12 protein-coding genes are annotated in these 13,475 nt (G+C 43.3%); 3 read left to right on the top strand and 9 right to left on the bottom strand.

The window, feature by feature from the left end; all coding sequences use genetic code 11:
• Positions 1-60: 60 nt before the first annotated feature.
• The 4 genes from AC3IT7_RS07205 to puuE form a co-directional block, all read right to left on the bottom strand.
• Entirely contained in the window at positions 61-1,419 is a 1,359-nt protein-coding gene (locus AC3IT7_RS07205; RefSeq protein WP_489249924.1) for a nucleobase:cation symporter-2 family protein, read from the bottom strand.
• Positions 1,420-1,452: 33 nt separating this feature from the next.
• Positions 1,453-1,773 carry a hydroxyisourate hydrolase gene (uraH, locus tag AC3IT7_RS07200; RefSeq protein ID WP_489249923.1) on the bottom strand — a complete coding sequence of 107 codons (321 nt, stop codon included), beginning with the start codon at positions 1,771-1,773 and terminating at the stop codon, positions 1,453-1,455.
• Entirely contained in the window at positions 1,770-2,273 is a 504-nt protein-coding gene (uraD, locus tag AC3IT7_RS07195; protein WP_489249922.1) for a 2-oxo-4-hydroxy-4-carboxy-5-ureidoimidazoline decarboxylase, read from the bottom strand. Before uraD ends, uraH begins: the two co-directional genes overlap by 4 nt.
• Positions 2,274-2,418: 145 nt before the next feature.
• Positions 2,419-3,378, bottom strand: coding sequence for an allantoinase PuuE (gene puuE, locus AC3IT7_RS07190; RefSeq protein ID WP_489249921.1), 960 nt, complete (start codon positions 3,376-3,378; stop codon positions 2,419-2,421).
• A 356-nt stretch (positions 3,379-3,734) separates the two neighbouring features.
• Here puuE and AC3IT7_RS07185 point away from each other — a divergent pair, with 356 nt between their 5' ends.
• The 3 genes from AC3IT7_RS07185 (at position 3,735) to AC3IT7_RS07175 (ending at position 7,565) form a co-directional block, all read left to right on the top strand.
• Complete coding sequence (locus tag AC3IT7_RS07185; protein ID WP_489249920.1) at positions 3,735-4,604, top strand: SDR family oxidoreductase; 870 nt, start codon at positions 3,735-3,737, stop codon at positions 4,602-4,604.
• Positions 4,605-4,831: 227 nt separating this feature from the next.
• Positions 4,832-5,677: a hypothetical protein gene (locus AC3IT7_RS07180; protein ID WP_489249919.1), complete on the top strand. Its 846-nt coding sequence runs from the start codon at positions 4,832-4,834 to the stop codon at positions 5,675-5,677.
• Positions 5,678-6,186: 509 nt separating this feature from the next.
• Positions 6,187-7,565, top strand: a protein-coding gene (locus tag AC3IT7_RS07175; protein ID WP_489249918.1) for an IS3 family transposase whose coding sequence is annotated in 2 segments (ribosomal slippage) — positions 6,187-6,661 and positions 6,661-7,565 — 1,380 coding nt in all. Because the reading frame shifts where the segments join, the coding sequence is not laid out codon by codon here.
• A 201-nt stretch (positions 7,566-7,766) separates the two neighbouring features.
• On the opposite strand, the gene AC3IT7_RS07170 is transcribed toward AC3IT7_RS07175, so the two are convergent.
• From AC3IT7_RS07170 to mmsB, 5 genes are all read right to left on the bottom strand, one after another.
• The gene (locus tag AC3IT7_RS07170; RefSeq protein WP_489249917.1) at positions 7,767-8,828 is read right to left on the bottom strand and encodes an enoyl-CoA hydratase/isomerase family protein; all 1,062 of its coding nucleotides are present in this window, start codon (positions 8,826-8,828) and stop codon (positions 7,767-7,769) included.
• Positions 8,829-8,853: 25 nt separating this feature from the next.
• Positions 8,854-9,627, bottom strand: a complete 774-nt coding sequence (locus AC3IT7_RS07165; protein ID WP_489249916.1) for an enoyl-CoA hydratase — start codon at positions 9,625-9,627, stop codon at positions 8,854-8,856.
• A gap of 23 nt (positions 9,628-9,650) precedes the next feature.
• Complete coding sequence (locus AC3IT7_RS07160; protein ID WP_489249915.1) at positions 9,651-10,778, bottom strand: acyl-CoA dehydrogenase family protein; 1,128 nt, start codon at positions 10,776-10,778, stop codon at positions 9,651-9,653.
• A gap of 62 nt (positions 10,779-10,840) precedes the next feature.
• Positions 10,841-12,490, bottom strand: coding sequence for an AMP-binding protein (locus AC3IT7_RS07155; RefSeq protein ID WP_489249914.1), 1,650 nt, complete (start codon positions 12,488-12,490; stop codon positions 10,841-10,843).
• An 86-nt stretch (positions 12,491-12,576) separates the two neighbouring features.
• Positions 12,577-13,467: a 3-hydroxyisobutyrate dehydrogenase gene (gene mmsB / locus AC3IT7_RS07150; RefSeq protein WP_489249913.1), complete on the bottom strand. Its 891-nt coding sequence runs from the start codon at positions 13,465-13,467 to the stop codon at positions 12,577-12,579.
• Positions 13,468-13,475 lie beyond the last annotated feature (8 nt).

Below are 13,475 nucleotides of genomic sequence, written 5' to 3'. Positions count from 1 at the left end.
TAATTTTTGATAAAAAAACAGCCCATTTTAGTGGACTGTTTTAATCTGGGATTGAGGATTCTAATGCAGGCTCTTTGCTGCCACTTCCGTGCTAATGAGACTTTTATTTTTAAATAGATTTAAATGATTGAATAACAGGTTTAATAAAATGGCCATTAAGCAGGTTGAGCTAATGCCTGAATGAAACAAGGTTTGCACCCATTGGGGAAATTGAGCATAAAAAGAATGATCAATAATCGGAATCATACCGGCTGCAATAGCAGTCGCGACAATAATCAGGTTCTTTTGCTCGTTATAATCAATTTTAGCCAAGGTACGAATACCACTGGCCGCTACTGTTCCAAACAGTACCAGCCCCGCACCGCCCAATACAGGTACCGGAATCGCGGCAATCAAACGCCCCATAACCGGTAATAATCCTAAAACCACTAAAATCATGCCACCTGCAGCGACAACAAAACGGCTCTTCACCCCCGTGATTGCCACTAAACCCACATTTTGGGCAAAAGCACTTTGCATAAATGAACCAAATAACGGCGCCACTGCGCTCGAGAACATATCGGCACGCAAGCCATCTGAAATACGGGTCGAGTCTACTTCCGTACCTACAATCTCGCCGACCGCAATAATATCTGCTGTGGTTTCGGTCATAATAACCAGAGTAACAATCAGCATGGAGATAATGGCAGTCAATTCAAAGGTCGGCAGTCCAAATGCGAAGAAACTGGGTACTTGTATCCATGAGCCATTTGCAACCTTGGAGAAATCACCAAAACCAAATAAATAGGCCAAGACTGAGCCGAATACAATTGCCAGTAGAATCGACAGACGGCGAATAGTGGCATGTCGGCTTAGATTCAAGCAGATCACCAGAGCCAGGGTCATCAGGGCCAGGCCAATATTTTCAATGCTTCCCCATTCCGGTGCATTTTTATTGCCCCCCATCATCCAGCGAACCGCTACAGGCAGCAATGACAAACCAATTATGGTAATTACACAGCCAGTGACGACTGGTGGAAAAAAACGGATAATTCTGGAGAAATAAGGCGCAATAAAGAAACCAATCAATGACGCCACAATAACGGCTCCATAGACCGCTTGCAAACCACCGCCCGTGGTGACGATGGCCACCATCGTCGCAACACCGGCAAATGATACCCCTTGTACTAAGGGTAATTTTGCCCCGATATATTTCACCCCGATGGTTTGTAGAATTGTGGCTAAACCACCAACAAAGAGAGCGGCTGCAATCAACAAGCCAATTTGATAGGCATCTAGACCTGCCGCAGTACCTACAATTAAAGGAGGGGCAATAATACCGCCATACATGGTCAATACATGTTGCAACCCATAGGCAGCACTTTTTCCGGCACCTAAATATTCATGTTCCGGTGAACGTATTTGATTTTCTTGTGTCATTCTTTTTTTCTCCCTCAAAGTCAAAAAATACAATCAGCTTCCGCGATATGTGGAGTACGCGAATGGGCTGATCAGCAAAGGAATATGAAAATGCTGCGATGCATCTTTCACATAAAAATGAATGACGGCTTTAGGGAAAAAAGTGTCTAATCCCAAGCCTGCAAAATAGTCAGACGTGGCAAATTCGAGGCTGTAATTCCCTGCTTTCAATTCGGTGAAACCAAAATCTGTTACCCGGCCATCTGTATTGGTCAGCGCTTCACCGAGCAGGCTGCCATCTGCGGAAAAAAGTTTAATCTGCACCTGTGCGGCCGGTTGGCCCAGATGGGTATCTAGAATATGCGTGCTGATCATGCTTGAAGCTCCTGAGCCAGTCTTAACAGGGCAATTTCCACCAATTGTGTATGAACAATACGCTTTTCAATCTCGGGATCATTGACCAGACGATATTTCAATGCTTGCAGGATGTCTTCGCTACTTAATCCTGAGGCTTTAATCAAAAAGATAAAGCCATATTTTTTTTCATAGGCAATATTGCCTTTGAGCAAAGCCAGCTGGGTGTCTTCATCCGCTGTAATGGAGGATTGCTCACGATTGGAAAAATTTTGTTCTATTTCACTCAATTCAGCCTGGGCTTTTTTCTCGCCAATACGCGGGTGATTATCCAAAGCAGTTTTAATTTCTTCCCAGGTCCAGCTCATGGCCTGTTGTTTGGCGCGATCCAGGATATCTTCAATCGATGCATAAGGACGCTTTGCCGTAATCTCGGCCGACCAGCTGGGAATTTGCACACAGTGCTTTAAAAAACTGATGAGCTCCTGTGGAGAGGCCTGATTAAATTCAAGGAGTTGCACTATTAAATTACCTAATAATCTTGATTGCTTATTTAAGACTACTGCTGCAATAACAATGCCAAATCTGATTTTCCTGTTATTTTTATGATAGGTATAAACTAAAAAAAGAGAACTTAAAGCTCTCTTTTTAAATAAATTATTTTAATCATGGGGCATGGTGTTTGTACCAGTGTTCAGCAATATCAGCACGTCGACAAATCCAGACTTTGTCATAATTCTGAATATAGTCCAGGAACTTTTGTAGTGCTTTAAAACGCCCCGGCCGTCCTAAAATGCGACAGTGCATCCCGATCGATAGCATTTTTTGGGCAGTTTCCCCTTCTGCATAGAGCACATCGAATGCATCTTTGAGATATTGATAAAATTGTTCGCCATGATTAAAACCGCCAGGTGAACTGAATTTCATATCATTGCTATCTAAAGTATATGGAATGATCAAATGTGGGCGTGTTTCGCCTGCCAGATTGGTCAATGTGCGCCAAAATGGCAAGTCGTCGCCATAATAGTCGCTGTCATATTTGATTTCAGGAAATTCAGCCAGTAACTGGCGCGTATTCGGACTGTCTCGACCGGTATACCAGCCAATAGGCGCGCTACCAAAAAGTGCCTGCAAGACACTGATCGCTTGATCCATGTGTTGGCGTTCCAGTTCAATCGGCATATCCTGATAATGCAGCCAACGCTGACCATGTGATACCACATCATAATCGGCGTCTTTAATCGCCTCGACGATATAAGGATTACGGGCTAGTGCCATGCCCACACCAAAAATTGTCATCGGTAAACCACGTTTCTGGAACTCCTGATGAATGCGCCAAAAACCTGCACGTGCGCCATATTCATACATAGAATCCATCGACATATGCTTGTCTGGAAAGCTGGCAGCACCAATGATTTCAGATAAAAACTGTTCTGAACCCGCATCACCATGTTCAATGTGGTTTTCACCACCTTCTTCATAATTCAGTACAAACTGTACCGCGACACGCGCGCCGTTTGGCCATTGCACTTTTGGTGGTTCGCCATGATAACCAATCAGGTCACGGGAATAAGGTTGATTACGTATATCGTCAATTAAGGCTTGTCCGCGTAAGTAGCGTGTCATTACATCAAATCCTTCAGGCATAAGTTCTAAAACAACTCTTTTCTAGCATTCTGCCAAGCAATTTATGCGCCAGAATGGAACATTTGAGATGCAGAGCTGTCTTTAAAAACCTCATGTTTTCTCAAGGATGCTGCTCAGGATTGAGCGGTTGAAGGTACTGATGCATGTGATTATAGAACATCAGAGAGCCGGGCTTCAGGGAGCAGAAATTTAATCCATTTAAGTTCCTGTCAATCAAACTGCTATGAATAATTGATAAATCTCGAATACATTCTGTTATTAAATGTTGAGTCAGCATGCATAGCGTCAGAAAGCTTCTAAGATATTTCTAAACTTTGTGCAGAGAAAGGGAAAATATGAATAACTATCCTGAAACCCCCGCTTCAACTGAAACACAAGACCATCAACCGGGTGTACAAACCCAAATGGACCCGGCACCAGAAATCATCAAAGCGAATTATAAAGGGAGTGACAAACTAAAAGGCAAAGTGGCCCTGATTACTGGTGGTGATAGCGGAATTGGCCGCTCTGTAGCGGTATTGTTTGCACGTGAAGGTGCCGATATCGTCATTTGCTATCTGGATGAGGAACAAGATGCTCAAGATACCCAAAAGATGGTGGAGGATGAAGGACGGCGTTGTCTGCTGATTCAATGTGATTTACAGGATCAAGATAAAATCAAACAGATGGTCGAGCAAGCCCTTCAGGAATTTAAAACCATTAATATTCTAGTGAATAATGCCGGAGTTCAATATCCGCAAGAAAGTATTCGCGATATTTCTCCAGAGCAACTTTTCAAGACCTTTAATGTGAATATCCTGTCGATGTTTTACCTGACTCAGGCGGTGATCCCACACATGCATGAAGGTGATAGCATTATTAATACCACCAGTATTACCAGTTATCACGGGCATGACGAACTGATTGATTATTCCAGTACAAAAGGTGCCATCACAACATTTACCCGAAGCCTTTCAACCAACCTGTTAAAAAATAAAACCGGGATTCGGGTCAACGGCGTTGCTCCGGGACCTATCTGGACACCGCTCATTCCAAGCAGTTTTGATGCAGAACAACTCAAGGACTTTGGGAAACAGACTCCCATGGGACGCATGGGCCAACCTAGTGAGGTGGCACCGGCGTATTTATTTCTGGCCAGTGAAGCAGCCAGTTATATCTCTGGTCAGGTGATTCATGTCAATGGCGGTAGTATCATCAATGGTTAATCGGGCAAGGAAGATAGCGGTCTGATTGAGATCGTTATCTTTTTAAAATTGCATGGTTTTAATAGATTCAGTGTTTAACAATTGTGGTTTAAAACTTTAAAAAAATAGTAAAATTGGGAGTTTAAGACCCCCATTTTCGAATTAGAATAAAGTATATTATATTCATTTTATAAATTCTAATTAAGTCTGTAATTGTTATAGCTTCTAACCTAGATTAGTAAATTAAAATGAATATTAAAATTTTAGAATCTCAGCACCTCAATTCACAAACAAATGAAATTTTACAGCAATATTTGATTAAGCATCATTTGCCTAAGATAGGTTTCTATCATGTAGTTGCGATAAAAGATCATGCGATCATGGCTTTGGGAATGCTTTATACCAGTAAAATACATCCTCATCGTGATTATATCTTATTTCATAATCTGCAAAATTATTTAGAACCTAGTCTATTCTCCAATTTGATCAATTGTCTGGAGAAGAACTCTAAGACAAAAAAATTACAAATGTTACTCAATTCCAGAGATACTCACTTACATGAGCTATTCGAATCACATGGTTTCCATATTGCTAGAACCTCTTACTTCATTGAATTAACTGAAATAGATGAAATTGTTACTGATACAATAATAACAACTAAAAGTTTAAATGAGATATCCGTAGATCAATGTATAGAATTTAAGAAACTATTCCACTTTAACTATAGCCGATATCATGAAAGTGTTAATCGTTTAGCTCAAGAAATTTCTCCTGATCAACTGTTCGCACATTTAGAAAATATAAGCTTAGTGCAATCAAGAATCCTCTTAAATAGTCATTGTGATCCTTGTGCCTATATCATTATTGGTAACTCAGATGATCATTTAGTAGAAATCGCCTATATGGGAGGGTTATTTGAAGATCAAATAAGCCACTATTTGACTTTCTTTCAACATGAATTAAAGGCATTACTCAAAAAATATAAAACTATCTATTTTGAAGCTGATGATACAGACTATTATATTTCTGCATTAATTCAGAAATTCACCTATGATTTATCACATTTTTTCTACACTCTTATTAAAGACGTATAGCAAGAGCTATTCATTCTTATGATTTTCCTAATTTCAACTTAATCACTTTAACCTTCATTTAAAATAATAGGCAATATATAAAATTAAGATTGATATTAATTAACAAAATAGATTTTGTAATAAGCTGGTAGTTTTTCAAGAGAATCTGTAACATTTTGCCAAAAAAATTGATTAATAAGTGATCGGCTTGGTAGTTAGTGCACATTTTATGCGGATCAAGGGTATAAAACTATCCCCAATTACTTTGGATAAAATTTATTCCATTTTGTACGTTTTGGCTCACATCAAACTCGGCCCTTTGCGGCTACCTGGAACAGTGGAATTTTCCTATGATGAAGTCATACAGGAACAGGATGTTCCGAAACAGAAAACAACAATAATAAGTTTAAGCACCAGGATCGTGAGGTACGACAGGAGTCATGCCTAGCAACCAATACGAAAAACCCCGGCAGGATAATCTGCACCCCGAAAGTTGGACACTCTTAGTCTAATTTGAAGGGTGCTTTTTAATGGCTAAATATTCTCAAGAATTCAAATTAAAAGTTGTTGAACATCACTTGTCTGGTCATGGTGACTCTGTGACAGGTCAACTTTTTAATGTTCATAGATCAGATGTTCAAAAGTGGAGTAAAGCATTTAAACTTTATGGTCTGGCAGGCTTAGAACGTAGAAGATCTAAAACAACTTTTACGGTTGAGTTTAAGTATCAAGTTGTCAAAGTAATACATGAAGAAGGCATTTCATTAAAAGAAGCTATGCAACGCTTTGATATTAATGAAACAAGCACGTTAAGAGATTGGTTGAAACAATATAAAGAAAATGGCATAGAGGGTTTGCAACCAAAGCTTAGAGGAAAACTTAACAGTATGCCGAAGCCCAAGATGCCCAAAGCTAAAACGATTAAAGCAGATCAGGACAAAACCCATGAGGAACTGCTTGAGGAGTTGGCATATCTACGTGCTGAAGTTGCTTTCCTAAAAAAGCGGAGAGCCTTGATTCAGAAGCAGAAAGAACAGGAAAAAGTCGAACAGCAACAGCTGCAAGATTCATATCTGAATTAAGGCAAAACTACCCACTAAAGCATGTGCTATGTGCAGCTAAGATAGCGCGTAGTACCTATTTCTATCATCAGAAGTCATCAAAACTCAATGATAAATACAGTGATTTAAAACAGCAAATCAAAGTGATCTATCATCAGCATAAAGGGCGTTATGGGTATCGCAGAATTACGCTTGCATTGAGAAATACAGGCTTGATCGTGAACCATAAGTGTGTACAGCGATTGATGATATCTATGAAGCTTAAATCACGTATTAGGGTTGTGAAATACCGTTCGTATAAAGGGCAAGTGGGTAAAATTGCAAACAATGTATTACAGCGTCAATTCAAGGCTGAGCGACCTAATCAAAAATGGGTTACTGATGTGACTGAATTTAATATTCGGGGTGACAAGCTTTACCTATCTCCCGTCATGGACCTATTTAACGGTGAAATCATTGCATTTCAAATGGAACGTAGACCAGTATTCGGACTGGTCAAAGATATGCTTAAAGAAGCTATAGAGAGACTCAACATAAATGAGAAGCCAATGGTTCATTCTGATCAAGGTTGGCAATATCAAATGAGATTTTACCAGAAACAATTAGCAGAACGAGGGCTCACCCAAAGTATGTCACGTAAGGGGAATTGTTTAGATAATGCTGCTATGGAGAGTTTCTTTGGGATACTTAAATCTGAATGTTTCTATGGAGAAGAATTTAAATCAGTTGATGAACTGGAGCAAAAAGTGAAAGAATATATTCACTATTATAACCATGAGCGAATCAAGGTTAAATTAAAAGGACTGACCCCTGTAGAATACAGAAATCAGTCCTTAGAAATTGCCTAACTTACTGTCTAACTTTTGGGGGTCAGATCAGGATGCCGGGGTTTTTTATTATCTCAAGTTCTTAAATCAGAATCAGAGAAGCATTAAAAATACGAATTAAAGTCGCTGCAGGATCGGCGGGATATCCTCAACTTGGCTTTCAGTTTTAGAGTTTTTTCACACAAATGCTCAATTGACGAGCAGGTTTATCACTATATAACTTTAATAGGTATTCTCTCTACGCTGTTGAGTCCAGACTGGCCAGAGCTTTTGCAAGGTTTTTTCAAATTCCGCATTTTCACTTCGCCACTGCGGATTTTTATCTTTATCAATAATCAGTGCACGTACACCTTCAATAAAATCACCCTGCTCTAACCAGACATCCTGTAGGTCTCGCTCCAGCTGCATACATTTTTCCAATGATAGATTCTGTCCCACCTGTTGTAACTTCAAGCTGGTTTGCTTGGCCATGACCGGTCGTTGTTGCAAAATTGCCAACATCTGATCGGCCCAGGCCTGCTCTGTGGTATCAGTTGTATGTGCAAGACTATGCTCTATTTCTGCCAAACTGTGATAGCCAAAATGCTGATGAATACGCTCAACATGTTTCTGCAATTCGCTTTCTACCGGATGGGTAATGTAGGCACTGATAATTTTCCGGATTTCAACCGGATTTAATACAGGTGCAGCAATCAATGCCGCTTCCAGTTCAGCGAAAACTTCACTCGGTACATGATAATCCACCAGATCCAGATACAGCGCATCACTGCTACTGATCTGCTCACCGGTCAAAGCCATATAGACACCGACTTCATCCAGTCGGGACAGAAAGTGTGTTGCTCCAACATCCGGGAAAAAGCCAATGGCGGTTTCGGGCATGGCGAAGCGTGATTTTTCACTCGTGACTTTGATATGGCAGGCTTGCGCCAGTCCAAAGCCTCCCCCCAGTACATAACCATCCAGCATCACGATGACGGGTTTGGGGAAATTGCGTAGTGTGCCCAGCATTTTATATTCAGTGGCGAAAAAATCCTGATATTGGGTATTGCCTGCCTGATAGCTGTCATACAAGTAACGGATGTCTCCTCCGGCACAGAAGGCTTTCGGACTGTTGGAATTGATCAGGATGGCTTGTATCTGTGAGTCATGCTGCCACTGCTCTAATTGCGCTTGAATGCCCTGAATCATCGGCAAGGTTAAGGCATTTAAATGGCTGGTGCGGTCCAGGCTGATAATGCCCAGACCTCCTGCGACCCGAATCGATAAATTATTTTCATCACTCATTATTTTTGTTCCTGGTATGAATTTTTTATTGATGGCTAAATTGGGCTGGGCGTTTTTCTACAAAGGCCTGCATGCCTTCCTTTTGATCGGAACCGGCAAAAATGGAATGGAATACTCGTCTTTCAAAGCGCAGGCCTTCAGCCAGACTGACTTCAAAGGCCCGATTAATCGACTCCTTAATCATCATGACCGCTGTCAGTGATTTCTCGGCAATTTTCTCTGCAGCTTGCAGGGTTTGTTGCAGTAACTCTTCTTTGGCAAATACACGTGCCACCAAGCCACTTTGCTCGGCTTCTTGCGCTCCCATGTGTCGTGCTGTCAGGCACATTTCCATGGCTTTGGCCTTACCAATCGCCAGGGTTAAACGCTGGGTTCCGCCAATGCCGGGTAATACCCCTAAGGTGACTTCAGGCAAGCCAAATTTTGCATTATCGGCGCAGTAAATGAAATCGCACATGAGTGCCAGTTCGCAACCGCCACCCAAGGCATAGCCACTGACCGCAGCAATTAAAGGTTTACGGCGCTGTGCAATCCGATCGGCCAGACTAAAAAAATCATCCAGATAAATTTGCGGAAAAGTCAGGTCTGCCATTTCCTTGATATCGGCACCGGCTGCAAAAGCTTTTTCCGAACCGGTAATCACGATACAGCCAATTGCCGGGTCTTTTTCCAGCTGATCCAGTGCCTGATTGACTTCAACTATCAGCTGGTTATTCAAGGCATTTAACGCTTGCGGCCGGTTTAAAGTAATCAGCCCGACGCCATTACGCTGTTCGACTAAAATAGTTTGCCATTGCATAATAAAAATCCCTTTAAAATTAATTATAAACTGCGTGCAATTACCAGCCGCTGAATATCGCTGGTGCCTTCATAAATCTGACAAATCCGGGCATCCCGATAAATCCGTTCAATCGGAAAATCTTTCAGATAACCGTAACCACCAAAAATTTGTAAGGCTTTGGAGCAGACGCGTTCTGCCATTTCTGAAGCAAAGAGCTTGGCCATGGAGGCTTCGGTTAAACAGGCTTCACCGGCTTCTTTCTTGCGCGCTGCAAAATGCACCAGTTGCCGTGCCGCTTCAATTTCGGTAGCCATACTGGCCAAGCGGAAAGAAATCGCCTGCTGTTCAAAAATCGGTTTGCCAAAGGCCACACGGTCATGTGCATATTGGGTGGCTTCTTCTAAAGCGGCACGTGCCAGGCCCACTGCTTGTGCGGCAATACCGATTCGCCCACCTTCCAGATTGGCCAAGGCAATTTTTAAACCTTCACCCTCTGCACCGAGTCTTAAACTTTCATGAATACGCACATCGATTAAGGCAATCTGACAGGTATCTGAAGCATGCAGGCCAAGTTTTTCTTCGACCCGAATGACCTCATAACCCGGGGTATCCCGAGGAATTAAAAATGCACTCATGCCCTTTTTGCCGGCACTTGGGTCGGTCACGGCAAAGACAATAATCATGCCTGCGTTATGACCCGAGGTAATAAACTGTTTGGCGCCATTAATGATGTAGTGATCGCCGTCCCTGACCGCGCGGGTTTTAATCGCAGCCGCATCCGAGCCGGTATGCGGTTCAGTCAAGGCAAAAGCCCCGATCATTTCGCCTTGGGCCAAAGGTTTTAAAAATTGCTGCTTTTGCTGTTCTGTTCCGAACTTGAAAATCGGCACACAGCCTACCGAGTTGTGTACGCTCATGATGGTGGATGTTGCACCATCGGCCGCTGCGATTTCTTCCAGAGCCAGAACATAGGCCAGCATGCCGGTGCCCGAGCCGCCCCATTCTTCCGGAATCAGCATACCTAGAAATCCCAGCTCTCCCATTTGGGCCAAGGCCTGTTTAGGAAAGATACCTTTTTGATCCCACTCGCTGGCAAAGGGTTTAATCTGTTCCTGAGCAAAGCTTTTGGCCATATCCTGAATCAGGTGTTGCTCTTCCGTAAATTGCATTGATGCTTCCTTTAATCTTTTAACTCGATCTTTTATTCAACTTGTTGGCTTTATTTATAATGTTATGCAGTTTTGGATTGCTGTTTATTGATTTCCTGATTGCGCAGTAGAAAGCGCTGGATTTTACCACTTGGGGTTTTCGGCAATTCAGTCACAAATTCAATCAGCCGCGGATAAGCATGTGCAGACAAGCGCTTTTTCACAAATTGGCCCAGTTCTTCTTCCAGATGGGTCGAAGCTGTAAAGTTATTTGCCAGAATGACAAAGGCTTTAATCACTTCGGTACGCTCCGGATCAGGCACACCAATGACAGCTGCTTCGATGACAGCATCATGTTCCAGCAAGGCACTTTCTACATCAAATGGCCCGACCCGATAGCCTGAAGTTGTAATGACATCATCACTACGCCCAACGAAGCTCATACTGCCATCGGCATGAAGTTCCGCGGTATCCCCGGTTAAGTAATACTGGCCGACAAATGGAGATTTACGGCTTTCTTCATAACCCGAGAACCACATCATTGCGGATTGGCTGATATCCACTGCCAGGATACCCGGGACATCAACCGCTAATGCATGACCCTGTTCATCTACTACCGCAATTTGGTAACCCGGGCTGGCAAAGCCTGCCGAACCTGCACGAACCTGATGTTTAAGTGCATGATGATTACATACCACCATCCCGACTTCAGTCTGACCATAATGGTCATAGATCGGCACATCCAGCACCTCTTTAAACCAGCGGATCACTTCCGGATTTAACGGTTCTCCCGCACTGCTGACGACACGTAATTTACCGCGCAATTTTGCCATTTGAGCAGGATCGGCCGCCATCATCATACGGTAAGCGGTGGGAGCACCTGCGAGATTGGTAATGCCATATTCCTTGACAATGTCACAGACACTTTCGGCATTAAAACCGCCTTCATAAAACAGGGTCGAATGCCCAAGCATCAAAGGGCCAATAATCGCGTAGTACAAACCATAGGCCCAGCCCGGATCGGCAATATTCCAGAAGACATCCTCCTCGGTTAAACCGATGGCATTGTGCATATAGCCGGCAAAAGCAATCAGTGCTTTTAACGGGACTTTAAGCACTTTCGCTGGTCCGGTCGTGCCCGAGGTAAACATCAATAAAAACGGGTCATCGACATTCAGCATCTCCAGCTCACACCCTTGCGCCTGGCGGTTCAATACCGTCCAGAAGCTGAGATCCTGCGGATAGCGCTCTGCCTTGGTTTCGGCATGTACCGTTACAATTGGCGGGCAGTGACTAATCTCGGAGAGTTTCTCCCGATTGGCCAGATCAGTCACCACCAGCTTGCTTTGTGCCAGCTGGACGCGATGTTCAATAGCTTTGGGGCCAAAGGCGGTAAATAAAGGCTGATACACCGCACCAATGCGCCAGGTCGCCAGAATGGTAATAATCAGCTCCGGCGTGCGCGGCAACAAGCCGGAAACACGGTCGCCTTTGCCAATCCCTTGCGACTTGAGAAAATTTGCAAATTGACTGGAATATTTTTTCAGCTCGCGAAAGCTGTATTGTTCTTTGCGGCCATCTTTGCCATACCAGTACAAGGCAATTGCATCGGAATCGGCATGCCGGTCACAACATTCATAACAGGCATTGAGCGTCTGCATCGAGCCAGATAAATACTGCTTTGCTACCGCATCTAAATCAAATTCTTGAACCGTTTTTTGATAATCTAACATGTTAAACCTCAGCCTGAATTTATCGTTATTACTGAAACAGTGTTGTTGATGAAGCGAATCCTTGCTCCATTTCAATCTTTTAAGTGTTAAGCCGGTGGTGTGGTGTATTGATGCATGATGCTGGAGAAATCCAGATGTGCATGACCATCCTGACACAGTTGTTGATAGAGTTTTTGTACCATATTGCCGAGTACAACCGGCTGATCCACCTGTTGTGCGGCATCGACTGCCAAACCCAAATCTTTCAGCATCAGTTGCGCTGCAAAACCATCGGTATAGCCTCGCGATGACGGCGCATTGGCACAGATATCGGGCCACGGATTATAAATTTCAGAACTCCAGCAACGTCCGGTGGAACTGTTAATCACGCCAGCCAAGGCCTTTGGGTCAATACCCAGTTTGGCGCCGAGTGCCATTCCTTCAGCAACGGCGGTCATGGAAATCCCCAGAATCAGGTTATTACAGATTTTTGCTACCTGTCCTGTTCCGACAGCACCACAATGCACCAGATTTTTACCCATACAGCTGAGAACCGGTTTGACTGCCTCAAAAGTGGCATCATCTGCACCAACCATAAAGGTTAAAGTGCCCTCTTTGGCACCCAAAGTGCCGCCGGAGACCGGTGCATCGCAGGCGCGAATTTGCTTGGCCTGCGCTGCTGCAGCTATTTCCTGAATAGTTTGCGGGTCAATGGTACTGCTATCAATACATAAACTACCGGTTTGAAGCACTTCCAGTATGCCATGTTCACCTAAATAGACTTCGCGGACATGCTGGGCTGCAGGCAACATACTGAGCACGATTTCTGCCTGCTTTGCGGCAGCTTGTGGACTGTCGCAGATGATGCCACCTGCTTCTGCAAAATGCTGTAAAGCCACTGCACTCAAATCATAACCAAATACCTGATGACCTGCGTTGAGCAGGTTTTGCGCCATAGAGCCGCCCATGTTGCCTAAACCAATAAATGCAATCATCATGCTGATGC

The sequence above is a fragment of the Acinetobacter sp. KH_038 genome, from assembly GCF_057839405.1.
Note: the sequence above shows the minus strand (reverse complement) of the source record. Positions and strands in the feature narration are given on the sequence as shown.

Bases quoted from the DNA above. Each gene is read 5' to 3' on its own strand.
- AC3IT7_RS07180 (WP_489249919.1), top strand. From the start codon at position 4,832: ATGAATATTAAAATTTTAGAATCTCAGCACCTCAATTCACAAACAAAT.
- puuE (WP_489249921.1), bottom strand. From the start codon at position 3,378: ATGACACGCTACTTACGCGGACAAGCCTTAATTGACGATATACGTAAT.
- mmsB (WP_489249913.1), bottom strand. From the start codon at position 13,467: ATGATGATTGCATTTATTGGTTTAGGCAACATGGGCGGCTCTATGGCG.
- AC3IT7_RS07170 (WP_489249917.1), bottom strand. From the start codon at position 8,828: ATGAGTGATGAAAATAATTTATCGATTCGGGTCGCAGGAGGTCTGGGC.
- uraH (WP_489249923.1), bottom strand. From the start codon at position 1,773: ATGATCAGCACGCATATTCTAGATACCCATCTGGGCCAACCGGCCGCA.
- AC3IT7_RS07205 (WP_489249924.1), bottom strand. From the start codon at position 1,419: ATGACACAAGAAAATCAAATACGTTCACCGGAACATGAATATTTAGGT.
- AC3IT7_RS07155 (WP_489249914.1), bottom strand. From the start codon at position 12,490: ATGTTAGATTATCAAAAAACGGTTCAAGAATTTGATTTAGATGCGGTA.
- AC3IT7_RS07160 (WP_489249915.1), bottom strand. From the start codon at position 10,778: ATGCAATTTACGGAAGAGCAACACCTGATTCAGGATATGGCCAAAAGC.
- AC3IT7_RS07165 (WP_489249916.1), bottom strand. From the start codon at position 9,627: ATGCAATGGCAAACTATTTTAGTCGAACAGCGTAATGGCGTCGGGCTG.
- AC3IT7_RS07185 (WP_489249920.1), top strand. From the start codon at position 3,735: ATGAATAACTATCCTGAAACCCCCGCTTCAACTGAAACACAAGACCAT.